Genomic DNA, 22,933 nt, shown 5'->3' on the forward strand with positions numbered 1-22,933 from the left:
GTTGATCTGTTGATTTGTTGATCTGACTCTCACTCAACAGGTTTCACATTCATTTAAAATTACCTTCTTGGACCACGGTTATCACCGCCACGACGGTCACCACCTCCACCACCACCACGACGATCGCCTCCGCGGTCGCCACCACGACGGTCACCACCACCTTCATTTCTGCGACGGTCACCACCACGACGATCTCCACGATCAGAACCACCGCGCTGCTGGCCCTGTCCACCGCCCTGGGTATTGCTTGCTGCACCTACGTTAGGCGACAAGTCGCGCTTGCCGTAAATCTCACCCTTGAAGATCCACACCTTGATGCCGATCTTACCGTATACAGTCTGCGATTCAGAAATGGCGTAATCGATATCACCGCGCAGTGTATGCAGTGGAATACGCCCTTCCTTATACTGTTCCGTTCTCGCCATATCAGCACCCGCCAAACGGCCAGAACATTTAATCTTGATTCCTTCTGCACCTACACGCATCGCAGAAGCAATTGCCTGCTTCATAGCGCGCTTGTAAGAGATACGAGCCTCGATTTGCTGAGCGATGGATTCACCTACAAGCTTAGCATCAAGTTCAGGTCTCTTAATTTCAAAGATGTTGATTTGAACATCTTTGCTGGTGAGTTTCTTCAACTCTTCCTTGATCTTATCAACCTCGTTACCGCCTTTTCCGATAACAACACCAGGACGTGCAGTGTGAATAGTGAGCGTTATGCGCTTAAGAGTTCTTTCGATAACCACCTTAGCGATACCACCCTTGGGAATACGTGCCTCCACGTATTTTCTGATCTTCTGGTCTTCTACCAGCTTATCTGAGAAGGTTTTTCCACCGTACCAGTTGGAATCCCAGCCGCGTACGATGCCCAATCTAAAACCTACAGGATTAATCTTTTGTCCCATTATGCCTTGGTGTTTTCGGTCGTTGTTGTTTCGGCGCTGCCTTGCTTCTTAAGGCTATCCACGATCAATGTAACGTGGTTAGAGCGCTTGCGCACCCGGTGCGCACGTCCCTGTGGAGCGGGTCTCAAACGCTTCAGAATTCTGCCGCCATCGACGAAGATCTCTTTTACAAAGAGATCAGCATCTTCAAGCTTTACATCAGTATTCTTAGCTGCCCAGCTGGAGATTGCTGACAAGAGCAATTTCTCCAATTTTGGCGCACCAACTTTTGGTTCGTATTTCAGAATATTGAGAGCCTTGTTGACACGCTCGCCGCGAATAAGATCAGCTACCAAACGCATCTTGCGAGGTGACGTAGGCACGTTCTTCAACTTCGCTACTGAGGGGCCATTCTTAGCCGCCTCTTTGCGGGCGTCGCGCTTAGCGCGCTTCAACACCGACTTCTTTTCCTTTTTCGCTACAGTTTCCATGCTTACTTAGCGTTATCTTTCTTATTTCCTGAGTGTCCGCGGAACGTTCTGGTTGGGGCGAATTCACCCAGCTTATGACCGACCATGTTTTCTGTTACATAGACCGGGATAAACTTGTTTCCATTGTGCACGGCGAATGTATGACCTATCATTTCAGGTATAATCGTCGAGCGGCGTGACCAGGTCTTGATAACTGATTTCTTTCCAGATTTCTCAGTTGCCTCAACCTTCTTAACTACGCGTTGGTCACAATACGGACCTTTTTTAATTGAGCGTCCCATTATTTTTTCCTCTTAGCAATGATTAGGCGATCAGAATATTTCTTAGGGTGACGGGTCTTCTTACCCTTAGCGTACAGACCCTTGCGTGACCTAGGGTGTCCACCAGATGCGCGACCTTCACCACCACCCATCGGGTGATCAACAGGGTTCATAGCAACAGCACGCGTGCGAGGACGAACACCTCTCCAACGGCTGCGACCTGCCTTGCCTACACTTTCATTCATGTGATCCGCGTTAGAAGTCGCACCAACCGTAGCCATGCAAACTTCCATTACGTTGCGCATCTCGCCTGAAGGCATCTTCAAAGTAGCCAGTCCGTTCTCACGGGCAAGCAACTGAACAAAACATCCGGCACTGCGCGCTATTGCACCACCTTTGCCTGGCTTCATTTCCACGTTGTGTACGATTGTACCAAGAGGAATCTTTGCCAGCGGAAGTGCATTGCCCACTTCAGGTGCTACATCGGCGCCGGAGATAACCTCCTGGCCAACCTTCAACCCTTCGGGAGCGATGATATAGCTTTTCGAACCATCCACGTAGTACAGCAACGCGATACGTGCCGAACGTGTAGGATCATATTCAATAGTCTTTACAGTTGCAGGTACTCCAGTCTTGTCGCGTTTGAAGTCGATCAATCTGAGTTTCTGCTTATGACCACCGCCGATGTAACGCATTGTCATGCGTCCATTGCTGTTACGACCACCAGTCTTCTTGATGGTAGTCACGATCAGCGACTTCTCAGGCGTAGACGTAGTGATGTCGTCGAATGACGTAGCGAGTCTGTGTCTGGTACCCGCAGTAATCGGTTTTAATTTCTTTAGCGCCATCGCCTGTCAATTATACGTTGCTATAAAAATCAATTACTTCACCTTCTGCCAGTGTTACGATTGCCTTCTTGTAGCTGGGCTTGCGACCCGCCAGCACTCCGGCCTTTGTGTAACGGGTCTTCTTCTTACCCATTACAACCATCGTATTCACCTTCTCAACGTTCACGCCGTATTGTTTTTCAACGGCCTTCTTAATCTCAACTTTGTTGGCGTCAGAGTCCACGATAAATCCGTACTTGCCCTTTTCGTTCAAGGCGGAAACCTTCTCAGTCACCAATGGCTTTCTCAGGATGCTCATCACGCTTTGTTTAATAAGTTTTCAACTTTGCTGATAGAACTTTCCACGAAGATCACGCGATCTGCATTCATCACATCATAAGTGCTGATCTGCTCGGCCGTTGTAATCTTGGCGTGCTGTACGTTTCTTCCTGACAACACAACATTCTTGTTGGCTTCAGAAAGGACAAGAAGAGTCTTCTTATCAGTTGCTGAAAGTGCCTTCAACAGTGCCAGGTAATTTTTAGTCTTCGGAGCGTCGAAGCTGAAGTCTTCGAGGATAGCAATAGAATTGTCTTTTGCCTTATATGTAAGAGCCGACTTACGAGCCAGGTCTTTTACTTTCTTGTTCAGCTTGAACGAATAGTCACGGGGCTGAGGACCGAAAATCCGTCCACCACCTTTGAACTGAGGGTTCTTGATGTTACCCGCACGAGCACCACCAGTTCCTTTTTGCTTCTTCAGCTTCTTGCTGGAACCGGAGATTTCGTTACGTTGCTTGGACTTGTGTGTGCCCTGGCGCTGGTTGGCCAGATAGCTCTTCACATCCAGGTATATAGCGTGGTCATTTGGCTCAATACCAAAGATCGCATCGGACAGACTAACCTTTTTCGAGGTCTGTTCTCCACTCGATTTTAATACTGCTACTTCCATTATTTCTGAAGGATTACAGTTGAATTCTTGGCACCTGGAACAGAACCACTCAGGATGATGAGGTTTTGTTCAGGCATGATCTTAACAATCTGAAGGTTGGTAAGCTTAACACGGGCGTGCCCCATACGACCAGCAAGACGCTTGCCTTTAGGTACCCGTGATGCGAATGACGCGTTACCCATAGAGCCGGGAGCGCGGAGTCTGTTGTGCTGACCGTGAGTCTGACCACCAACACCGGCAAAGTTGTGACGCTTAACTACGCCCTGGAAGCCTTTACCTTTGGAAGTCCCAACAGCATCAATGAAATCGCCTTCAACGAACACGTCCTGGATACGGACTTCTTTGCCAAGCTCTGCGAGTGTTTCAAACTCTTTTCCGTAATCACGGAATTCAACAACTGCACGCTTAGGAGTAGTGTTTGCTTTTTTGAAATGGCCAATAGCCGCCTTGGAGGTATTCTTCTCCTTTTTCTCGCCGAAAGCGAGCTGAACAGCTGAATAGCCGTCCTTTTCCTCATTCTTTACTTGCGTTACTACGCAAGGACCAGCTTCGATTACGGTGCAGGCGATGCTTACGCCCTCTGCTCCGTAGATGCTGGTCATTCCTATTTTCTTTCCTATAATTCCAGGCATGTCTATGACCGTTTATGCTGTTTTTCAGGACTTTTTGAACACATCTTTCAAAAAGGACTGCAAAGATAGGAACTAAAGCCTAGTTAGCAAATGCGACCTCAAAAATTTTGGAGGCGTGTGCGCCTTATCGGTCATTTCCGCACAATATTCGAAAATGGCGTATCATTGCCGAAGGCCTACCATCGATGAAACAGTCTGGCAATAAACCGTGGTTTTTCCTCCCTTTTATACTGATTTCCAGCTTTGTGCTGAATCTTTATTTGGGCAGCGTTCATATTCCCCTCCCCGATCTTGCCGGAATTTTGCTGGGAAAAAAACCTGAAAATCAGATCTGGTCAGATATCATCTGGCAGTTCCGAATGACCAAGGCGCTAACCTGTATCCTTGCCGGAGCAAGTCTTTCACTGGCCGGACTGGCCATGCAAACTCTCTTCAGAAACGCCCTTGCCGGACCCGACGTGCTAGGCATAAGTTCAGGATCAAGCCTCGCGGTCTCGTTGATTATCATGGGGCAGGCAGCGTGGCTTCCCAGTATCGCAGCAGGTCCGTGGACTACAGCTGGTGCCGCCTCTGTCGGCGCAACGGCCATCCTTTTGGTTGTTTTTGCCATTTCAAGACAGCTGAGGGACAACAACTCACTGTTGATCGTCGGCCTGATGATTGGCGCGACCGTCACCTCACTGGTTAGTGTGCTCCAGTATATCAGCAACGCGGACGATCAGCAAGTGTACCTGATCTGGACTTTTGGGAGCCTGGGGGGTCTTAGTTATCCTGAAATTGCTGTCCTTGGATTGGTCCTTTTAGCCGCTGCTGGCACGCTCGTTTTTGCTTCTAAATCAATGAACGCCTGGCTCCTTGGGGAGAACTACGCGACAAGTCTGGGTATCGATCCCCAATCGGCGCGGATGGTGATGATCCTTGCCGCCTGCATCCTGACCGGAGCAGTGACAGCGTTTTGCGGGCCCATTGCTTTTGTAGGTCTCGCTGTGCCTCATTTCAGCAGAATCATCTTTAGAACTCACGACCATCTGGTGCTTATACCTGTTGTGGTTGTCAACGGAGCGATCCTGCTGCTTCTGTGTGATGTGGCTTCTCAATTGCCAGGTACATCATATGTTCTTCCTATCAATGCCATTACCGCCCTGGTGGGCGCGCCGGCAGTAATTTCCATTATTATGAGAGCTCGGCAGGTATCGTTATGATTGCGTCGTCCATGGTCATTCGCACTACAGAGGTCATTCACATATAATGAAAGGTGCCCAGTTACTAAATACAGCAAATCTATCCGTAGGCTATAATGAAAAGCCTGTGTTTGATGGCTTGAATCTCGGATTGAGTTCCGGGAAATTTACTTGCTTTATGGGGCCGAATGGGATTGGAAAGTCCACCCTAATTCGAACACTTGCTGGTTTGCAAAAACCGCTTGGCGGCGCTGTCAGCAATAAAGACCAGGGCCGCCATCCCGCGGTAGTGCTGACCGACCGGATTGCCGCAGGTTACATGACGGTACGGCAACTCGTCACCTTCGGTCGCTATCCCTATTTGTCATGGAATCTAAAGCTTGGCAAGACCGATTCGGATGCAATCGAATCAGCGATTGCCAGGCTTCATCTTCAATCGCTGGCGGATCGGCGCCTTCATGAATTGAGCGATGGACAAATTCAGCTGGCACAAATCGCAAGGGTGCTGGCACAGGAAACCAATATCATACTGCTGGATGAACCAACCGCCCACCTGGATCTAAATAACCGACTGGAGATAACTTTACTGCTTCGCCAGCTGGCTCATGAGGGTAAAGCTGTACTGATGGCAACCCACGAACTTGATCTTGCGCTTCAGACGGCGGATGAAGTATGGCTCGCCGGAGGTCCAAAGGGTATCTTAGTTGGTGCACCTGAAGACCTGGTATTGCAGGGTGCCTTTGATGATATCTTCCGGCTTAAGGGCTTTGATCTGCTGACGGGTAAAGTTCTCCATAGTACCAGCCGCAAGATGACGGTGGCTGTACCAGGCGATCATCCCGCTGCGCTTTGGACCCGAAACGCCCTGGAACGATCAGGATACCTGGTCCAGACCGGTGACGCGGATTTGACCATTTCCCTTTCCCCACGGCACAGTGCCGGGCTTGAATGGACGATCGATGGTGGCGAAAGGCATAGAAGCATAGAATCCTTGCTGATGGCACTTCATCATCTTGAGCACGGCCGGTAAGAGCCGGAACAACGGGGACGGTATACGCTCAGATCCGCATTCCCTGGTCGATATCATCGACCATTCAGACAGTTTCCATGTATTATCTCGAAAACCCCGAACGTCTCTTTGGCCAGCCCAGCAAAAATTTCCCGTCCACAGATTTCATAACACTTAGTTTACATTGGACTTTTTTTCAATCGTTTGAAATTGCTCTTGTAAGATTCTGCCAGAAACAGACACCTTCAATTCTCAGGGTTTTCCTTAGGTTTGGAAAATAGACCCATATAACACCATGGTAAACCTTAACGAGATCTTTCCCTACGAATTTGATAAGAAGTATAGCAAGCCGGTCGCCTATTTCTCAATGGAATTTGCTGTTGACCAGCCTCTGAAAATATATAGCGGTGGCCTCGGTTTCCTGGCCGGGTCTCACCTCCGCAGTGCTTATGAACTGAAGCAGAACCTAATCGGAATCGGCATCCTTTGGAAAAAGGGATATTATGACCAGGAACGAAATCAGGACCAAACCTTGAAAGTAAGCTTCAGAGACAAAGACTATTCGTTTCTGACTGACACTAACATAGTATATCCAATTACTATTCACGGTGCAAAGGTGTTTGTCAAAGCCTACCTGCTAAAACCAGGAGTTTTTAACTCTGCTCCGCTGTTTCTTTTGAGTACCGATATTCCTGAGAACGACTATCTGGCTCAAACCATAAGCCACCGCCTCTACGATCCAAACGAAACTACGCGCATAGCCCAGTCGATACTGCTTGGAATTGGTGGCGCCAAACTTCTCGATGTTCTCGGTCGTCAGACTGAGATCTATCACATGAATGAAGGTCACGCGCTGCCCATGTGTTTTTATCTTTTAGATAAGTACAAAAGCGTTGACGAGGTGAAAAAACGCGTTGCGTTCACAACACATACTCCTGAGAAGGCCGGTAATGAGGAACACAGCATTCCACTTCTCAATAGTATGAGCTTCTTCAACGGTCTCACTGTTAAGCAGGTTGAGGATTACGTTGCGCCGGAGAATGGAGTATTGAATCATACACTTACTGCCCTGAGACTGTCGCGCGTTGCCAACGCCGTGTCCCAGTTGCACGGTGAAGTTTCCCGTAAGATGTGGGGTGGTTACAAGGGAATTTGCGAGATCAAGGCCATCACTAACGCGCAGAACAAGACCTATTGGAAAGATGACGAGATGGAAGCAGCCCTTGCCAATAACGACAATGAAGCACTGGCCAGACGAAAGAAAGAATTAAAGAAGAAATTGTTCCGTGTAGTGGCCAATCAAACGGGCAAACTGTTCGATGAGAATGTGCTGACCATTGTATGGGCGCGTCGCTTCGCAGGTTATAAGAGAGCCAATCTTTTACTATCGGACTTCAATAACTTCCTTCGCCTGGCCCTGAGCAAAGATTTCCCGATTCAAATTATCTGGGCAGGTAAGCCATATCCCGAAGATTACAACGCTATCAATATCTTCAACGAGATTTACTGGAAGACCAAAGAACTGCCTAACTGCACTGTAGTAACCGGTTATGAACTATGGCTATCTGGTCACCTTAAAAAGGGATCAGACGTATGGCTGAACAATCCCAAATTGTACCATGAGGCATCCGGTACTTCTGGGATGACTGCAGCGATGAACGGATCCGTGAACCTGTCGATCCCTGATGGATGGATACCCGAGTTCTCTCAACACGGCAAGAACTCCTTCCTCATCAGAACCGCAGACGATTCACTTAGTCCCGAGGCAAAAGACAAGATCGAAGCAAAGAATCTTATCAGCGTTCTCGAAAATGAAATAATACCTGTTTACTATAAGAAGCCTGAAGCCTGGCTGAACATTGTGAAGCAGGGTATGCGTGACGTAGTGCCAATGTTCGATTCAAATCGAATGGCAAATGAATACTACGAAAAGCTGTACTCTTAAACTGTATTGAATATCCATTAAAAAACATTGGTGCGGCGGACGGATAATTTCAGTTTTTGAAGGTGTCTGTCCGCCTTCTTATATCACCATACCCAAGTTGTCAATGGCCTTTACAAGGGACGGATGTACTTGATCGAAGGCTATATTCAATAGATGCCCTACTGGTTAGAGGAGGCTAATAGAAGTAAACCCTGATCATTAATCTTGCCTTCGTAAAATCGATCTCTTCTATCAGAATCTTCTTGATGTCCAACCCTGTTTTCTGCTTTAGGTCTGCAATCAGCAGATGATGGTTTTCCGGCTGCATATTGTCGAGACTGTTGTACTCGACCAGCTTCGTCTTTTCATTCTTGATGATACGATTCCCATCAATCACAAAAACAACAACAATTATCAGCAGATTAAGCGCGATGATCTCCATATAAGATCCCTTCATAATCGAATTGATCAGACCGATGGTCATGATGATGAAAAGGTACGTCATGTCCTTTGTTGTGATCGTTTCGGTTCGGAACCGGAGCAAGGAAAATGCAGCCAGCAAGCCAAAGGCACTACCCATTGAGTTGAATGCCTTTGTTTTCTCAAGCATGTAAGCAAGCAGGAAGATTATGAAGTTGAGCAGGAAGAACGTAAAGTAGTAGTCCCTTTTCTCGTAGATGTTGTAATAGACAACACGAATAAGCACGATCATCGATATCGTGTTGATCAGAATACGGATAAGAAAATATTCTGTAAAGATTTGAAAGGTATCCATAACGAGGGCTAGGCTCACTAAAGATAGCCTTTTTTATGAACGTTGCTGCATCGGCTGACGCGGGCGATATCTCCTGGTGACTACGGTCTGGCACAGACGTCAGCGGTGGAGAAGTAACTGCTTACGGACGAATACCTTTTCCGGTGTCCTGGGTTCCAATAGGGACGCCGTGGTACTGAAATAAACTGTGTAATGCGGGGGGACGCAGGTGGCTCTCATCATTATCTGTTCCTCATGGAAATGTGAAGGATATCTTGGTTAGTTTAGCGCAAAATTCTCCTGAATTAGTCCCATGCTCACCCTGAGTGAAATACGCATCTACCCAATCAAATCCCTGAGCGGGATTTCTAAGACTCAATCCAGACTATTACCAAAAGGTTTGGAGCACGACCGTCGGTGGATGCTCGTGGACGAGAGCGGCATGTTTATGACACAGCGTGTGCACACGTCGATGGCATTGTTTCATATGCAAGAATCGGCGGAAGGATTTGTTGTCTCGCGGGAAGGAGAAAGTATCGTCTTACCTTATGTGCAATCCGAACCATCAGGCGCCTTCGAGGTACAGATCTGGGACGACCGGGTTTGGGCCTTCGAAGTCAATCCGGCGTTCAGCTCGTGGTTCACCCGAAAGCTGGGTATCATTTGCAGACTGGTTGCGTTCCCGGAGCAAAATGCGCGACAGATCGATCCGTCATACGCTGCTGCCGGCGAGAACGTCAGTCTCGCAGATGCATACCCGCTTATGATCATCGGTGAGTCCTCACTGGCCGACCTTAATTCAAAACTTCGGGACCCATTGCCAATGACGCGATTCCGACCAAACCTGGTATTCAGCGGTGGTGCACCCTTCGAGGAGGATACCTGGAAAGAATTTACAATCGGCGAAAACGCATTCACAGGTGTAAAGCGATGCGCGCGGTGTGTGCTCACTACTATAGATCCACTCACCGGACAAAAAGGCGCCGAACCCCTGAAAACACTGGCGACCTATCGTAAGGCGAACAATAAGATTTACTTCGGTCAGAACGTGATCGCGCGCACGACTCATGAAATTAAGATCGGGGATAAGATCAACCTGATCACCACACATCAGGCCATTCCCAGGCTAACTAACAACGCGCAATATGACAGCGCTATATCTTAAGGCAGTACATATTATCTTCGTCGTGACCTGGTTCGCAGGCATGTTCTACATGCCAAGGTTATTTGTATATATCATCGAAGCCCATTCGAAACAGGAACCTGAAAAAACAATTCTTATCAGACAGCTCAACATGATGGCCTCCCGCCTCTGGTTTGCAATCACATGGCCATCGGCAATTATAACGCTGTGCATGGGCGCCTCGCTGCTGATAAACACTCCGTCATGGCTTGAGTATGGTTTCATGCACATCAAGCTCACGCTCGTATTCCTTCTGTATTTATATCATCTTTCACTACATCGGATCTTCAGGCAACTACAGAGGGGAATTGTTAATTACACTTCTCAGCAAATGCGGTTTTGGAATGAAGTTTCCACGTTGTTTCTCATTGCCATTGTATTCATTATTGTTTTAAAGGATGCGCTGAGCATGCTGTGGGGGCTCCTTGGACTCTTTGCTATTATTATTCTTATTACACTTGGAATCAAAATCTATAAGAAAAACAGGAAATGAAAACGCATCACGATAAGAGCAGTCTGAATAACTCATTCATCCTGACATCACCTAACAATACAACGATCAAATGGAGCAGGGTTAGCGTCTTCGTTGTTTCTACCCTGATATTACTTCTGGCATTTACCGCCTGCGTCAAAAAGGCTGAACCGCCTTTACCAATCTATGGCGAACGTGAACTCGTTGGCAAGGACACGGTCTATCATACGATTGGCGATTTCAGTTTTCTGGATCAGGATAGCGCAACCATCACCAACAGCACGTTCGATAATAAGATTTATGTTGCTGACTTCTTCTTTACGTCCTGCAGGACTATATGTCCTATTATGAAGACACAGATGATGCGTGTCTACGACTCTATTCAAAACAACGATGGTGTCCTGCTCTTATCGCATACGATAGATCCGGAATACGACACGGTAGGACTCCTTCACGATTACGCCGACCGGCTTGGCGTAAAGAGCAACAAGTGGCATTTTGCAACAGGCAAACCCAAAGAAGAAGTTTATAAGCTGGCTCAGTTGAGTTACTTCTCTACGGCAATGGAAGATAAGGGAGATGCCGATGGTTTCATCCATAGCGGTGCTTTTCTGCTGATTGACAAACATCGACGCATCAGGGGAAAGTATGATGGCACAAAGGAAGAAGACGTCAATCGCCTCCTCACAGACATTCGCCGACTTGAAAAGGAAGGTTAATGCGAGGATTGATTATACTTGCATTGATCTGTTGGGCCTGCGGAAAGCCGGGTGGTAGCGAGCATCCAAACTCCGCGAAGTTCCAGCAATATTATAACCAGGGCGAGCAGTTGTACAGTCAGCACTGCAGCAATTGCCATCAGAAAACAGGTACCGGCCTCGGCCTGGTCTACCCGCCATTAAACAAGTCAGACTTTGTTGACCAGCATTTCGAAGAAGTGATTTGCCTTATGAGAAATGGTCGTAAAGGCGAATTGATCGTCAATGGGAAGATGTATAATCAGGCGATGCCCGCTACGACCTTGTCAGACCTTGAAATTGCAGAGATCGCGACCTACATCTACAATACATGGGGCCGCGACCGTGGACTCCTCGAGGTAAATCAGATAGCCACACAGTTGCAGCAATGCGATTCAGTTCCCTCCGTTCGTTAGTGTTTTAACTGCGTCCGAGTTTTCACTATGGCTGCAATGATTTCGCTACGGAGTTGTGGTGCCGTACTTGCCGTAAACGGCATCTTTGAATTCCTTGTGAACCGGATTATCGAAAGGAAAGATCTGAAGAAACAGCACTGCCGTCAGATCGTTCTTCGGGTCAACCCAGAATAATGTGCTCGCAGCACCGTCCCAAAAGAATTCACCCACTGCGCCCACTTTTTCGTCGGGTCCCTGAGCCGGCTCAAGGCGAACTGCGAAGTCAATACCGAAGCCTACCCTGCCCTTCGATGGCAACCACATTCTCTCAGTTACGCTATCCGACAGTTGGTTTGTGGCCATCAGCTTCACAGTCTCTTCTTTCAATATCACCGCGTCGTCCAGCTTCCCGCCATTGACCAGCATCTGTGTGAAACGCATGTAGTCATCGACGGTAGATGTAAGTCCAAAACCACCTGGCTTCAAAGACCACTCCTGACCATTAAATCCAATGGCGATCGAATCGGCGACGCGATTGAGCTTCCCATCGGCGCGATTGTACAATGCAGCAAATTGCTTCATATCCGTTGGCACATAGCGCGTATTATTCATCTTAAGAGGATTCAGCACATTCTCAATAACGTATTGGTCGAATGGCTTACCGGAAAGTTTCTCTACGAGATAGGCTTGAACATCAACGCAGACGCCATACGACCATTGTTCACCCGGATGAAAAGCCAGTGGCAATTGTGAGAGTTTCTCTGCGAACTGAGTCAAAGTATTATTCTTATTCATCAAGTCAGCCTTTCGGAATACCTCACCCAAGTCCTTATTGCCGGCATTCAGAAAGCCGGCAGTGTGGCGTGTAATGTCTCTTACTGTAATGGCACGATGAGGAGCTTCAAGTTTCATTGCCCCTTTGTCGTCAAAGCCTGCAAATACCTTCACGTTTGCAAACTCTGGCGCATACTTGCTGAGAGGATCATCCAACTGGAACAACCCCTTTTCATAAAGCTGCATGAGGGCCACACCCGTTACAGGCTTTGTCATTGAATATATCCGCACGATTGTATTTCTATCCATCGGCACATTGGCCTCGCGGTCGGCCAGGCCAAATGCATTGAAATATACTTCCTTGTCCTTTTCAAAGATGAGTGCAGATATACCAGCAACGCGATTGGTATCGATAAACGACTTGAGCGTAGCATCTATACGTGCCTTTGCTTCTTCAGTAATAATATTTCCCGTTGACTTTTCTGGTTGCTTACACGAGATGCTTATAAGCAACACAATCAGAATTGAGGGGAGTGCGAATTTCATATTGACCCGTTTGTTCAGGTCAATATATTGAAATAAAAGAACCCCGCGAACATTTTTCCACGACCGGAGTTGCATTTCAAATCACCCAATCACAAGTTCAAAAAATCACCAAATGAATCTAGGGGTATCTCATCTTTAGCTCCTGCTTTACGGTTGAGCTACGCACCTCAAACTTTGCTTTGTCATAGGAAGGCGGTCCCTTCTTTCCCATAACATTGTTACTAAATGCAAAACCTTCCTTTGGGATGCCCAGCTTGGTTTTATCCAAATCACCGTTCTCATTCGCATCGTGAATGACGCTCAGGGCATATGTCCCGGCAGGAACATTTTCGAATACAATCACAACTGATTCAGCGGTGGCCTTCGCGATCTTTCCCTCTACAGGTGTCTTGAGATAATTGCCTTCGTTAAACAACCCGACGCGAAGGTTGCCCTGACCGGGTTTCACACCTGTCAATTTAACTTCCACAGTTGTCTGTGCACAGGCACCATATACTGTTCCGAAAAACAAAAGCAACGTCAGGGATAGTAGTCTCATGTGTTATTCGATTATTCGACTTTGCAGATAGTGGTCAGATTGTCCGTGATGCCTGGTGTCAATTCTGATTTCGATCATGCTGACGCCGACTGCAAATAAGATGCCATCGGACGAGGAATTAACTAATGAGCGGGATACATTTCCGAACCGTTTCATATACAGTGTTATTAATTCTATCAGGATTAATTAGCCTTTTATACCGGGCAACCGTCCTCCTGTCCGGTGATGCTGATGGGGCCAGAGTATTGCGCTTTCCTTCCCGTATTATTGGATGGGCAAGTTGCGCCAATTTGTTAAATTCGAACATATTCCAGAATCTATGGCCTCTATTAATCTTAAGATCAACAACAAGAGTTACACTGTCGATGCTGATCCTGCCATGCCTTTACTATGGGCCATCCGGGATCTGGTTGGGCTTACGGGCACTAAGTATGGTTGCGGTATCGCGCAATGCGGGGCATGTACTGTGCATCTCAACGGCGTGCCGGTACGCTCCTGCTCTCTGCCCGTGTCAACGGTCGGAAACAAAGAAATAACCACCATTGAAGGTTTGTCAACGGACAACTCTCATCCCGTGCAACAGGCGTGGATCCAGGAGCAGGTTCCTCAGTGTGGTTATTGTCAGTCGGGCCAAATCATGGCTGCAACGGCGCTGCTCAAAAAGAATCCGAACCCTAATGACAAAGACATCGACACTGCCATGCAGGGACACATTTGCAGGTGTGGCACATATCCAAGGATTCGAAAAGCTATCAAGACCGCTTCATCGATCATGGGGTCAAAAGCATCTATAAAATAGGTTGTTAAAGGTTCTGAAATCATGACAGCGAATTCGAAAATATCACGAAGGAATTTTATTCGAATCTCTTCGTTAAGCAGCGTTGCACTTACTCTTGGTTTCTACAAGACAGCGACCGGAAGTGTTGTTTCAGTCATCAAACCAGGTAGTGAAGCAGCAGTAGCAAATGTTGAGCTTAACGCGTGGATTTCAATAGATCCTCTTGGGAAGGTCACCATCATCAACCATCGTTCGGAAATGGGCCAGGGTTCATTTCAGTCCGTGCCCCAGATCATTGCCGAGGAACTGGAAGTAAACCTGAACGACGTCAATATTGTATTTGCGCAGGGGAGCCAGACTCTCTATGGCAGCCAGATAACCGGTGGAAGCTCGACGATTCGCGGATCTTACAAGAAGCTACTGCACTTAAGTGCAACAGCTCGCGAGATGCTGATCTCTGCGGCTGCTAAAAAGTGGAACGTGCCTCAAAGTGAATGTTATGCGGAAAATGGCCATGTCATTCATCGTGGTTCAGGCCGTAAGGCAAACTACGGGTCGCTTGTGGAAGAGGCCGTGAAGCTACAACCGCCGGCAAATGTTGCGCTGAAAGACCCGAAAGATTATAAGATCATCCGAAAGCCGATGCCGCGGCAGGATACGCCACTGAAAACCAACGGTACGGCTATCTTTGGCTTGGACAAGCGCCTCCCTGGCATGCTCTATGCAGTTGTTGAGCGCAATCCTCGCTTCCTGGGCAAAGTAAAATCCTTTGATGACTCTGCAGCAAAGGCAGTACCCGGCGTCAGGCATGTGCTCAAGGTTCAGATGAATGTCTTCTCACACAAACGCGAAGGCGTGGCTGTTGTGGCCGACAACCTTTGGGCAGCCATGCAGGGCCGCAAAAAACTTAAAGTTGAATGGGACGACGCCGGCTTCGATCACCACAGTACGGACCAGCTATACGCCAAGATGCGTGAAGATGTCAAGAGTGGAAAATTGCTCTCCTATAAGACCAAAGGCGATGTCGATCGTGTTCTTACCTCGTCGGCAAGCACCCTTGAAGCTGTATACGAAACACCATATGAGGCACATGCATGCATGGAGCCGTTGAATTGCATAGCTGATTTCAAAGATGGGAAATGCGTCATCTGGGGACCTATCCAGGGTCCGGACTGGGTTCAGGCCGATGTAGCGCCAATGCTTGGACTCAAACCCGAAGACGTTACTGTAAATATGACTTTCCTTGGCGGCGGTTTTGGGCGAAAAGCGTTCCTGGACTATCCTCATGAAGCCGCAGTAATTTCAAAAGAAGTGAAGGCGCCGGTTCAGGTTGTCTGGACACGAGAAGACGATATGACACAGGGCCCGTTCAGGCCGGGTATGGTTTATCAATGCAAAGGCGCTTTGTCTGGAAATGGTGGCATCGCTGCATTCGAAACACGCATCGCCGGTCAGAACATGGGTCATCAGAATCCAGGTGCCGACCGAAACAGCTACAACGACAGCGCAACGGAAGGGCTGCCCGAAACCTATCTCAATAGTCTTCCCAATTATCGCTTCGGGGATGTGCCACTTGAATCACCGGTACCGGTGATGTGGTGGCGTTCGGTATATTCTTCTACCAACGCCTTTGCCTTTGAGAGCTTTCTCGATGAAATGGCAATTGCTGCCAAAAAAGACCCGATCGACTTCCGCAAGCAACATTTTTGGGACGGACGCTATCATGCCGTGCTTGACAAGTTGATGGAAGTGTCGAACTGGAAACAACGAAAGGCTAACGACGGATACGGTATTGCGCTGACAGAATGTTTTGCAACTATCGTTGGGGAAGTTGTTAAGGTTTCCAGAAAGGCTGATGGAAAAATTCAAATCGATAAGGTTTGGGCAGTAATGGACTGCGGCTGGTATGTTAACCCGGACGTGATTCGTGCGCAAGTGGAAGGAAGCATCGTAATGGCCTATGGTGCATCCAATTTCCATGCTACGGAGTTCAAAGACGGCAAGGCGGTGCAGCAAAACTTCAACACGTATCGCATGCCACGCATCAACGACATTCCTGAGATAGAAGTGCACGTCATGGACAACGAAGAAAAAGCCGGCGGAGTAGGTGAGCCCTCTCTTCCACCATTTGCACCAGCTCTCACAAACGCCATTTTCGACCTCACGGGGAAACGTATCAGAAAGTTGCCATTCGCTTTAAACGAGGCATAATCTTCGCTTATCAAAATGAAGCAATCGAAAATCGGTTGCTTCGTTTGCTTTCAGTAGATGATTGGCTGCCCCGCTTGATGAGTAGTTGGGAAATACGCAGCATCACTTGTACTTTGAATACTAATTAGAACTACGAGATAATACATGAAAAAACTTATCATAATCGCCGGTTGTATTGTGGTGATGACAACAGTGGTAGCATTCAAGCCGGTTCAAAAATTTGACCTTAAAGCAAGTATAGAGCGTGGCAAGGAGGTATATACTGTGCAGTGCATTACCTGCCACATGGAGCAGGGAGAAGGAATTGAAGGTGTATATCCACCGCTGAGTAAATCAGATTACCTGATGGGTGACAAGAAACGCTCCGTTGATCAGGTCCTGCATGGCTTAACCGGAGAAATAAAAGTCAATGGAAAAACGTATGATGGCGTGATGACTGGCTTCGACGCATTATCGGATACAGAAGTGAGCGACGTGCTTAACTATGTCAGAAACTCTTTTGGCAACAAAGGGGCGGCAGTCACACCGGAAGAAGTGAAGGCCCTGCGAAAATGATGTGCTTGTTGTGAATGTTGTCTTGTTGCCTGTGAAGCAATGAAGCCTATGCCTTGCGATGAATAGCGCAGCAGTTATATGAGAAAATTGCAATGAAGGAATTCAAAAGCATACTGAAGGAACTTGAGAATCTCGATTTGTCAACGAGGCGCGCAGCTATTGCGACCGTTGTGCAGGTACGGGGATCCTCGTATAGAAGCCCTGGCGCCCGTATGTTAATTACTGACGATGGCAGATGGGTTGGATCTATCAGCGGCGGTTGTCTCGAAGGAGATGCTTTAAGGCAGGCCCGTCAGGTTATGACTGACAAGTTACCACAGACGGTAACTTACGATACCCGCGAGGGATCCAATCAAAACCTTGGAATTAGCCTGGGTTGCAATGGAATTATTGATGTTCTCATTGAACCGGTCGACATCACCGATGGACTGCATACCGTCGATACCTACAAAAGTCTGGTTGGATCAGAATCACCGGTGGCAATGGCCACGGTGTTTGGCGGACCCAAAACCGAAATTTCAAAGAAACTTCTCTACCGCGAGGACGGCGGCATAGTTAGTAGCATAGGCAACCGACGGCTCCAGGATCAGCTTGTAAATGATCTGGAGTTACTGTTGCACGAACGAACATCACAGGCAAGGGATTATGCTGTTGAAGGGATAGAATATCGCGTTTTCCTCGAACTCATCCAGCCCTCGGTATCACTAATAATCTTCGGTGGTGGTTTTGATGCGCGGCCTGTAAGCAGCCTGGCAAAAAAGCTGGGCTGGGACGTTACCGTAACTGACGAATGTGTCGCCCATATAGCACCTCTTTTTTTTCCAACTGCTGACAAGTTATCGTTGTGCCAGCGAACATATATCGATCGTGATTTTCGGATCACGGCCAATACAGCATGCGTATTGATGTCGCACAACTATGAATATGATCGCGATGTACTCAAAAAACTTCTGAGTACTGGTACCCCCTTTATTGGAATCCTTGGTCCTCGTAAGCGGTTCGATAAGATGCTCGAGGAATTTAGCAATGAAGGAATATCAATTAATCCAGATGATTTCGAAAGAATCCACTCTCCCGTAGGACTGGATATCGGAGCTGAAGCTGCTGATGAAATTGCCGTTTCAATCATTGCAGAGATTCAAAGTAAATTTGCCAATCGGGAAGGGGGCTCATTGAAATATCGCAGTGGCCCAATTCACGATCGCGACTCAACGAGTGACCAGGTTTTTAAGCAGTTGTACATCAACTGATGTGAAGCGGAAAGGATTGGAGATTAACTCTGAGCCGAACCGTCGACATCCAGTGTGTATCATCAAAGCGGGCCCATTGTGAGCGTATATTTGTGTACCTTGTCTCAACGACTCCAATCTTCGTTCGCCCTGCTTCCTTGAAAGAAATCTCCCATCCCGACACCGTGACTATTCTCCTGGCAGCAGGCTCATCTTCGCGAATGGGTCAATCAAAGCAGCTGCTCGATGTGAAAGGAGTTCCACTTCTACGTCATTCCGTTCACACAGCGTTAAGCGCAGGAACCTCGCGCATCGTTGTCGTTCTCGGAGCCAATGAACCCTCACATCGAGAGGTGATCCGTGATTTGCCTGTTGACATTGTTGTTAATCACTATTGGCAAAGCGGTATGGGCAGTTCAATTAAGACCGCTCTGCATTACATTATCCGTGAGCATGCAGAAGCTAAGGCTGTTTTGATGATGGTTTGTGATCAACCGAAAGTTACATCGAAACACCTTCACGCACTTGTAAATGAATACTTCAGGTCAGGGAAGAAAATAGTAGCCTCTTCATACGCAAATGCTGTAGGTGTACCGGCGGTGTTCGGCAGATCGTTCTTCTCCAATATGCTAATGTTGAAAGATGACGAGGGAGCAAGAAAGATCATAGCTCAATTCTCTGAGCTCTCCACCACTCTGCCCTTTCCAGACGGCGCCCTGGACCTTGATACCATGGATGACTACACAAAGTTCCGGGACCAGATCACGCCTCCGAAAGAGAACATCTGATCACTTTCCGCCCAGTAAGCTCCTGTTAGCCGTAACGAGTTGCTCTCTCTGGCTATACCGATCACCGAGAAGCAAAAAAAAAGTCACAGGAAGGGCCCGTGACTTCAATATGCACTTGTAAATGTTAGTACTGCCTCGCGGAGACTACACTTTGATTTCTACGTCAACACCACTGGGAAGCTCGAGCTTCATCAACGCGTCTACTGTTTTAGCGCTGTTTGAGTAGATGTCAACCAGACGCTTGTAGGTGCAGAGTTGAAACTGCTCGCGCGCCTTCTTGTTTACGTGAGGTGAACGGAGTACAGTAAATTTCTCCTTTTCAGTAGGAAGAGGAATTGGTCCACTCACTACGGCGCCTGTTGCTTTCACAGCCCTCACAATCTTCTCTGATGATTTGTCAACGAGGTTGTGATCGTAAGACTTGAGTTTTATTCTAATCTTTTGGTTCATACTATCAGTGTTAAGGAAATCGTCTAAATCCTTTATTAGTTTCTAATTACTTCGATACGGCAGCGCCTTTTACTTCTTCGATCACCTTGTCGGCAAGGTTCTTAGGAACAGGAGCATAATGCGAGAACGTCAATGATGCTGAAGCGCGTCCAGAAGTGATTGTACGCAGGTCAGTTACATAGCCGAACAATTCTGAAAGTGGAACATCTGCCTTGATAAGCTGTGCACCACTTCTGGTATCCATACCCTTCATCAATCCGCGTCTTCTGTTAAGGTCACCCGTTACAGAACCTGTGAATTCATCGGGAGAAGTTACCTCAACACTCATGATCGGCTCGAGCAATTGGGGAGCACATTTCCTTGCCGCTTCTTTGAAGCCAAGGCGTGCAGCCAATTCGAACGACAATGAGTCAGAGTCAACATCGTGGTACGAACCATGGAACAAACGAACTTTCATTGAATCGATCTGGTATCCCGCAAGAGGACCATTCGACATAGATTGTTCGAAACCCTTCTGAATTGCAGGGATGAATTCACGAGGAATAACACCACCTACGATGTCGTTCACAAATTCCAGACCTTCTTTTCCATCTGAAGTGTCGCGTGGTCCGATCTCAAACACGATATCGGCAAATTTACCACGACCACCGGTCTGCTTCTTGTATACTTCTTTGTGCTCAACAGATTTTGTAAGGGCTTCTTTGTAAGCCACCTGGGGAGCACCCTGGTTAATCTCAACTTTAAACTCGCGCTTAAGACGATCGATGATGATCTCAAGGTGAAGTTCACCCATTCCGCGAAGGATGGTCTGGCCAGTTTCCTGGTCAGTGTTCACACGCAACGTAGGATCTTCTTCCACAAGTTTGGCGATCGCCATACCCAGCTTATCCACGTCAGCCTGCTTCTTAGGCTCGATAGCGTAACCGATAACCGGTTCAGGGAACACCATTGACTCAAGAACAACCTTGTTCTTTTCATCGCAAAGGGTATCTCCAGTCTTGATGTCTTTGAAACCTACTACGGCGCCAATGTCACCGCAGTGGAGTCTTTCAATCTGGTTCTGCTTATTGGCGTGCATCTGGAACACGCGCGAGATACGTTCTTTTTGTGAAGACCGCGTGTTGTACACATACGATCCTGACTCAAGTACGCCTGAATATGCACGAACGAAGCACAAACGACCAACAAAAGGATCCGTCGCGATCTTGAAAGCAAGTGCAACGAAAGGGCCTTTTTCGTCAGGTCTTACAATTACTTCGGCTTCAGTATCAGGGTTGGTACCAATGATCTCATCCTTGTCCATCGGTGAAGGAAGAAGTTCCATCACATAGTCAAGCATAGTTTGTACGCCCTTGTTCTTAAATGAAGAACCACATACCATCGGAACGATTGCCATGGCGATCGTTGCCTGACGGAGTGCCTTCAAAATTTCGGCTTCAGTAATGGAGTTCGGATCCTCGAAGTATTTCTCCATGAGGGTCTCATCGAATTCCGCTACTGATTCAAGGAGCTTCTCGCGATATTCCTTCGCCTCCTCAACCATATCATCAGGGATTGGGACGACCTTGTAAGTCATGCCCTTATCCTCTTCATTCCAAATAATACCACGGTTGTTTACGAGGTCAACCACGCCTTTGAAGTTATCTTCTTCACCGATTGGGAGCTGAAGTGCAACAGCCTTGCTTCCCAACTTTTCTTTCACCTGTCTGCAAACGCCGAGGAAGTCTGAACCTGCACGGTCCATCTTATTGACGAAACCGATCCGGGCTACTTTGTAGTTGTCAGCCAGACGCCAGTTGGTTTCAGATTGAGGCTCAACGCCATCAACTGCAGAAAACAAGAACACAAGACCATCCAATACGCGAAGTGAGCGGTTTACCTCAACGGTAAAGTCCACGTGACCTGGCGTATCGATAATGTTTACGTGGTAGTCGTTTTCACGATACTTCCAGTATACAGTAGTGGCAGCAGATGTGATAGTGATACCACGCTCCTGCTCCTGTGCCATCCAGTCCATCGTAGCGGCACCATCGTGAACTTCTCCTATTTTGTGGTTTACACCGGCATAATAAAGGATACGCTCAGTTGTAGTCGTTTTACCGGCGTCAATGTGAGCAGCAATACCAATGTTACGCGTGTATTTAAGATCTCTTGCCATGGAAATATGTGTCCCTGATTAGATTCTGAAATGAGAGAACGCTTTGTTCGCCTCAGCCATGCGATGGGTGTCGTCCTTTTTCTTGATTGCCGCACCTTCGCCTTTTGATGCCGCGATGATCTCGGCAGCAAGCTTGTCCATCATGGTTTTCTCACCACGCATTCTGGCGTAGTCGATCATCCACTTAATGGTAAGGTTAACCTTGCGCTCAGGACGGATTTCAACAGGAACCTGGAAAGTAGCACCACCTACACGACGGCTTTTTACCTCAACTGAAGGAGTAAGGTTGCTCATCGCACGCTTCCACACTTCAAGACCAGGCTCGTTCGTCTTCTTTTCTACGTGCGCAACCGCATCGTAGAAGATATTGTATGCAACGCTCTTCTTACCGTCTTCCATCAGGTAGTTAACGAACTTCGTTACCAACGTGTCCTGAAATTTGGGATCAGGCAGTAAGTATCTTTTCTTAGGTTTTGACTTTCTCATCGCTCTCGAATATTATTTTTTCTTAGCTGGAGCTCCTTTTCCTGCTGCTGGCGCTGCTGCACCTGGCTTAGGACGTTTCGCGCCGTACTTAGAGCGGCTCTGCTTACGTCCGTTTACGCCTGCCGTATCAAGGGCACCGCGTATGATGTGATAACGCACACCTGGAAGGTCTTTAACACGACCACCACGGATCAGTACGATTGAGTGTTCCTGAAGATTGTGACCTTCGCCAGGTATATAGGCGTTCACTTCCTTGGCGTTTGTAAGGCGAACACGGGCCACTTTACGCATGGCTGAGTTCGGCTTTTTAGGCGTCGTAGTGTACACGCGGGTACACACGCCACGGCGCTGAGGGCAGGAATCCAGAGCAGGAGACTTTGACTTGAACGTCAATTTGTTCCTTCCCTTTCTCACAAGTTGCTGAATGGTAGGCATTTATAATTTAATTAATAGACCTCTCAAAAATTTGGACTGCAAAGGTATCTAAAGGCAAACAGCTTGCAAAGTGTTTTTCGAAAGATTTTGGACCTATTCGCAGGACAAAGGTGCAGACAACCAGCCGATTTATGCCTCCATCCGTAAAAAAATAGCATTTTCTTAACGCAGCAGTACTGTGCTCCACCTGCAAAAAAAGGCAAAGGCGCCACCAAGGGGCGCCTCTGTAAGCTATCACAAAACATCTCTCTGCCCCAGAATCCTCAGATCTTCAAGAGACCGGAC

The 22,933-nt window shown here is 47.6% G+C and carries 26 protein-coding genes; 12 read left to right on the plus strand and 14 right to left on the minus strand.

Going from position 1 to position 22,933, the window contains the following annotated elements:
- Positions 1-59 precede the first annotated feature (59 nt).
- The 7 genes from rpsC to rplC are packed head-to-tail and all read right to left on the minus strand — an operon-like array spanning position 60 to position 4,045.
- Positions 60-905, minus strand: a complete 846-nt coding sequence (gene rpsC / locus WBG78_RS12165) for a 30S ribosomal protein S3 (protein WP_337326698.1) — start codon at positions 903-905, stop codon at positions 60-62.
- Entirely contained in the window at positions 905-1,375 is a 471-nt protein-coding gene (gene rplV, locus WBG78_RS12170) for a 50S ribosomal protein L22 (protein WP_337326699.1), read from the minus strand. Before rplV ends, rpsC begins: the two co-directional genes overlap by 1 nt.
- A gap of 2 nt (positions 1,376-1,377) precedes the next feature.
- Positions 1,378-1,656: a 30S ribosomal protein S19 gene (rpsS, locus tag WBG78_RS12175; protein WP_337326700.1), complete on the minus strand. Its 279-nt coding sequence runs from the start codon at positions 1,654-1,656 to the stop codon at positions 1,378-1,380.
- Positions 1,656-2,483 (minus strand): 50S ribosomal protein L2, encoded by an 828-nt coding sequence (gene rplB, locus WBG78_RS12180; RefSeq protein WP_337326701.1) that lies wholly within the window; start codon positions 2,481-2,483, stop codon positions 1,656-1,658. The genes rpsS and rplB overlap by 1 nt, the downstream gene beginning before the upstream one ends.
- A gap of 10 nt (positions 2,484-2,493) precedes the next feature.
- The gene (gene rplW, locus WBG78_RS12185) at positions 2,494-2,781 is read right to left on the minus strand and encodes a 50S ribosomal protein L23 (RefSeq protein ID WP_337326702.1); all 288 of its coding nucleotides are present in this window, start codon (positions 2,779-2,781) and stop codon (positions 2,494-2,496) included.
- Positions 2,781-3,413: a 50S ribosomal protein L4 gene (gene rplD, locus WBG78_RS12190; protein WP_337326703.1), complete on the minus strand. Its 633-nt coding sequence runs from the start codon at positions 3,411-3,413 to the stop codon at positions 2,781-2,783. The genes rplW and rplD overlap by 1 nt, the downstream gene beginning before the upstream one ends.
- On the minus strand, positions 3,413-4,045 hold the full coding sequence (gene rplC, locus WBG78_RS12195) for a 50S ribosomal protein L3 (protein ID WP_337326704.1): 633 nt from the start codon (positions 4,043-4,045) through the stop codon (positions 3,413-3,415). Before rplC ends, rplD begins: the two co-directional genes overlap by 1 nt.
- Positions 4,046-4,230: 185 nt before the next feature.
- On the opposite strand from rplC, the gene WBG78_RS12200 reads away from it, so the two are divergent.
- The 3 genes from WBG78_RS12200 (at position 4,231) to glgP (ending at position 8,180) form a co-directional block, all read left to right on the plus strand.
- Positions 4,231-5,247 (plus strand): FecCD family ABC transporter permease, encoded by a 1,017-nt coding sequence (locus WBG78_RS12200; protein ID WP_337326705.1) that lies wholly within the window; start codon positions 4,231-4,233, stop codon positions 5,245-5,247.
- 46 nt (positions 5,248-5,293) lie between these two features.
- Positions 5,294-6,256 (plus strand): ABC transporter ATP-binding protein, encoded by a 963-nt coding sequence (locus WBG78_RS12205; RefSeq protein WP_337326706.1) that lies wholly within the window; start codon positions 5,294-5,296, stop codon positions 6,254-6,256.
- Between the two features lie 274 nt (positions 6,257-6,530).
- Positions 6,531-8,180 carry an alpha-glucan family phosphorylase gene (gene glgP, locus WBG78_RS12210; protein WP_337326707.1) on the plus strand — a complete coding sequence of 550 codons (1,650 nt, stop codon included), beginning with the start codon at positions 6,531-6,533 and terminating at the stop codon, positions 8,178-8,180.
- 175 nt (positions 8,181-8,355) lie between these two features.
- Here the strand turns inward: glgP and WBG78_RS12215 are convergent, their stop codons facing one another.
- Positions 8,356-8,934 carry a DUF4956 domain-containing protein gene (locus tag WBG78_RS12215; RefSeq protein WP_337326708.1) on the minus strand — a complete coding sequence of 193 codons (579 nt, stop codon included), beginning with the start codon at positions 8,932-8,934 and terminating at the stop codon, positions 8,356-8,358.
- A 292-nt stretch (positions 8,935-9,226) separates the two neighbouring features.
- On the opposite strand from WBG78_RS12215, the gene WBG78_RS12220 reads away from it, so the two are divergent.
- From WBG78_RS12220 to WBG78_RS12235, 4 genes are read left to right on the plus strand one after another with little or no spacing between them, the layout of a single operon-like run.
- Positions 9,227-10,078 carry an MOSC domain-containing protein gene (locus WBG78_RS12220; RefSeq protein ID WP_337326709.1) on the plus strand — a complete coding sequence of 284 codons (852 nt, stop codon included), beginning with the start codon at positions 9,227-9,229 and terminating at the stop codon, positions 10,076-10,078.
- Complete coding sequence (locus tag WBG78_RS12225) at positions 10,059-10,589, plus strand: CopD family protein (protein ID WP_337326710.1); 531 nt, start codon at positions 10,059-10,061, stop codon at positions 10,587-10,589. The genes WBG78_RS12220 and WBG78_RS12225 overlap by 20 nt, the downstream gene beginning before the upstream one ends.
- A complete protein-coding gene (locus WBG78_RS12230) occupies positions 10,586-11,287 on the plus strand; it encodes an SCO family protein (RefSeq protein WP_337326711.1) in 702 nt (233 codons plus the stop codon). The genes WBG78_RS12225 and WBG78_RS12230 overlap by 4 nt, the downstream gene beginning before the upstream one ends.
- A complete protein-coding gene (locus WBG78_RS12235) occupies positions 11,287-11,721 on the plus strand; it encodes a c-type cytochrome (protein ID WP_337326712.1) in 435 nt (144 codons plus the stop codon). The genes WBG78_RS12230 and WBG78_RS12235 overlap by 1 nt, the downstream gene beginning before the upstream one ends.
- 45 nt (positions 11,722-11,766) lie before the next feature.
- Here the strand turns inward: WBG78_RS12235 and WBG78_RS12240 are convergent, their stop codons facing one another.
- Together WBG78_RS12240 and WBG78_RS12245 are read right to left on the minus strand one after the other, a co-directional pair.
- Positions 11,767-13,020 carry a serine hydrolase domain-containing protein gene (locus WBG78_RS12240; RefSeq protein WP_337326713.1) on the minus strand — a complete coding sequence of 418 codons (1,254 nt, stop codon included), beginning with the start codon at positions 13,018-13,020 and terminating at the stop codon, positions 11,767-11,769.
- A 118-nt stretch (positions 13,021-13,138) separates the two neighbouring features.
- Positions 13,139-13,558, minus strand: a complete 420-nt coding sequence (locus tag WBG78_RS12245) for a DUF2141 domain-containing protein (protein ID WP_337326714.1) — start codon at positions 13,556-13,558, stop codon at positions 13,139-13,141.
- Between the two features lie 319 nt (positions 13,559-13,877).
- Between WBG78_RS12245 and WBG78_RS12250 the strand changes: the two genes are divergently transcribed.
- From WBG78_RS12250 to WBG78_RS12270, 5 genes are all read left to right on the plus strand, one after another.
- Positions 13,878-14,357: a (2Fe-2S)-binding protein gene (locus WBG78_RS12250; RefSeq protein WP_337326715.1), complete on the plus strand. Its 480-nt coding sequence runs from the start codon at positions 13,878-13,880 to the stop codon at positions 14,355-14,357.
- Between the two features lie 21 nt (positions 14,358-14,378).
- Entirely contained in the window at positions 14,379-16,547 is a 2,169-nt protein-coding gene (locus WBG78_RS12255) for a xanthine dehydrogenase family protein molybdopterin-binding subunit (RefSeq protein WP_337326716.1), read from the plus strand.
- A 144-nt stretch (positions 16,548-16,691) separates the two neighbouring features.
- Positions 16,692-17,102 carry a c-type cytochrome gene (locus tag WBG78_RS12260; RefSeq protein WP_337326717.1) on the plus strand — a complete coding sequence of 137 codons (411 nt, stop codon included), beginning with the start codon at positions 16,692-16,694 and terminating at the stop codon, positions 17,100-17,102.
- Between the two features lie 92 nt (positions 17,103-17,194).
- Positions 17,195-18,352: an XdhC family protein gene (locus tag WBG78_RS12265; protein ID WP_337326718.1), complete on the plus strand. Its 1,158-nt coding sequence runs from the start codon at positions 17,195-17,197 to the stop codon at positions 18,350-18,352.
- A gap of 137 nt (positions 18,353-18,489) precedes the next feature.
- Positions 18,490-19,119, plus strand: a complete 630-nt coding sequence (locus WBG78_RS12270; RefSeq protein WP_337326719.1) for a nucleotidyltransferase family protein — start codon at positions 18,490-18,492, stop codon at positions 19,117-19,119.
- Between the two features lie 144 nt (positions 19,120-19,263).
- Here WBG78_RS12270 and rpsJ read toward each other — a convergent pair whose 3' ends face one another.
- From rpsJ to rpsL, 4 genes are read right to left on the minus strand one after another with little or no spacing between them, the layout of a single operon-like run.
- On the minus strand, positions 19,264-19,569 hold the full coding sequence (rpsJ, locus tag WBG78_RS12275; protein WP_025538266.1) for a 30S ribosomal protein S10: 306 nt from the start codon (positions 19,567-19,569) through the stop codon (positions 19,264-19,266).
- Positions 19,570-19,615: 46 nt separating this feature from the next.
- Entirely contained in the window at positions 19,616-21,727 is a 2,112-nt protein-coding gene (fusA, locus tag WBG78_RS12280; RefSeq protein WP_337326720.1) for an elongation factor G, read from the minus strand.
- Between the two features lie 18 nt (positions 21,728-21,745).
- Positions 21,746-22,213, minus strand: coding sequence for a 30S ribosomal protein S7 (gene rpsG / locus WBG78_RS12285; protein ID WP_025538269.1), 468 nt, complete (start codon positions 22,211-22,213; stop codon positions 21,746-21,748).
- 12 nt (positions 22,214-22,225) lie between these two features.
- Positions 22,226-22,648, minus strand: a complete 423-nt coding sequence (gene rpsL, locus WBG78_RS12290) for a 30S ribosomal protein S12 (protein ID WP_337326721.1) — start codon at positions 22,646-22,648, stop codon at positions 22,226-22,228.
- Between the last annotated feature and the right edge of the window lie 285 nt (positions 22,649-22,933).

The organism is Chryseolinea sp. T2 (genome assembly GCF_037203685.1).
Taxonomy (GTDB): Bacteria; Bacteroidota; Bacteroidia; order Cytophagales; family Cyclobacteriaceae; genus Chryseolinea.

What these genes read in the sequence shown, in the direction of transcription:
- rpsC (WP_337326698.1), bottom strand. Translation starts at nt 905, where the DNA reads ATGGGACAAAAGATTAATCCTGTAGGTTTTAGATTGGGCATCGTACGC.
- rplV (WP_337326699.1), bottom strand. Translation starts at nt 1,375, where the DNA reads ATGGAAACTGTAGCGAAAAAGGAAAAGAAGTCGGTGTTGAAGCGCGCT.
- rpsS (WP_337326700.1), bottom strand. Translation starts at nt 1,656, where the DNA reads ATGGGACGCTCAATTAAAAAAGGTCCGTATTGTGACCAACGCGTAGTT.
- rplB (WP_337326701.1), bottom strand. Translation starts at nt 2,483, where the DNA reads ATGGCGCTAAAGAAATTAAAACCGATTACTGCGGGTACCAGACACAGA.
- rplW (WP_337326702.1), bottom strand. Translation starts at nt 2,781, where the DNA reads ATGAGCATCCTGAGAAAGCCATTGGTGACTGAGAAGGTTTCCGCCTTG.
- rplD (WP_337326703.1), bottom strand. Translation starts at nt 3,413, where the DNA reads ATGGAAGTAGCAGTATTAAAATCGAGTGGAGAACAGACCTCGAAAAAG.
- rplC (WP_337326704.1), bottom strand. Translation starts at nt 4,045, where the DNA reads ATGCCTGGAATTATAGGAAAGAAAATAGGAATGACCAGCATCTACGGA.
- WBG78_RS12200 (WP_337326705.1), top strand. Translation starts at nt 4,231, where the DNA reads ATGAAACAGTCTGGCAATAAACCGTGGTTTTTCCTCCCTTTTATACTG.
- WBG78_RS12205 (WP_337326706.1), top strand. Translation starts at nt 5,294, where the DNA reads ATGAAAGGTGCCCAGTTACTAAATACAGCAAATCTATCCGTAGGCTAT.
- glgP (WP_337326707.1), top strand. Translation starts at nt 6,531, where the DNA reads ATGGTAAACCTTAACGAGATCTTTCCCTACGAATTTGATAAGAAGTAT.
- WBG78_RS12215 (WP_337326708.1), bottom strand. Translation starts at nt 8,934, where the DNA reads ATGGATACCTTTCAAATCTTTACAGAATATTTTCTTATCCGTATTCTG.
- WBG78_RS12220 (WP_337326709.1), top strand. Translation starts at nt 9,227, where the DNA reads ATGCTCACCCTGAGTGAAATACGCATCTACCCAATCAAATCCCTGAGC.
- WBG78_RS12225 (WP_337326710.1), top strand. Translation starts at nt 10,059, where the DNA reads ATGACAGCGCTATATCTTAAGGCAGTACATATTATCTTCGTCGTGACC.
- WBG78_RS12230 (WP_337326711.1), top strand. Translation starts at nt 10,586, where the DNA reads ATGAAAACGCATCACGATAAGAGCAGTCTGAATAACTCATTCATCCTG.
- WBG78_RS12235 (WP_337326712.1), top strand. Translation starts at nt 11,287, where the DNA reads ATGCGAGGATTGATTATACTTGCATTGATCTGTTGGGCCTGCGGAAAG.
- WBG78_RS12240 (WP_337326713.1), bottom strand. Translation starts at nt 13,020, where the DNA reads ATGAAATTCGCACTCCCCTCAATTCTGATTGTGTTGCTTATAAGCATC.
- WBG78_RS12245 (WP_337326714.1), bottom strand. Translation starts at nt 13,558, where the DNA reads ATGAGACTACTATCCCTGACGTTGCTTTTGTTTTTCGGAACAGTATAT.
- WBG78_RS12250 (WP_337326715.1), top strand. Translation starts at nt 13,878, where the DNA reads ATGGCCTCTATTAATCTTAAGATCAACAACAAGAGTTACACTGTCGAT.
- WBG78_RS12255 (WP_337326716.1), top strand. Translation starts at nt 14,379, where the DNA reads ATGACAGCGAATTCGAAAATATCACGAAGGAATTTTATTCGAATCTCT.
- WBG78_RS12260 (WP_337326717.1), top strand. Translation starts at nt 16,692, where the DNA reads ATGAAAAAACTTATCATAATCGCCGGTTGTATTGTGGTGATGACAACA.
- WBG78_RS12265 (WP_337326718.1), top strand. Translation starts at nt 17,195, where the DNA reads ATGAAGGAATTCAAAAGCATACTGAAGGAACTTGAGAATCTCGATTTG.
- rpsJ (WP_025538266.1), bottom strand. Translation starts at nt 19,569, where the DNA reads ATGAACCAAAAGATTAGAATAAAACTCAAGTCTTACGATCACAACCTC.
- fusA (WP_337326720.1), bottom strand. Translation starts at nt 21,727, where the DNA reads ATGGCAAGAGATCTTAAATACACGCGTAACATTGGTATTGCTGCTCAC.
- rpsG (WP_025538269.1), bottom strand. Translation starts at nt 22,213, where the DNA reads ATGAGAAAGTCAAAACCTAAGAAAAGATACTTACTGCCTGATCCCAAA.
- rpsL (WP_337326721.1), bottom strand. Translation starts at nt 22,648, where the DNA reads ATGCCTACCATTCAGCAACTTGTGAGAAAGGGAAGGAACAAATTGACG.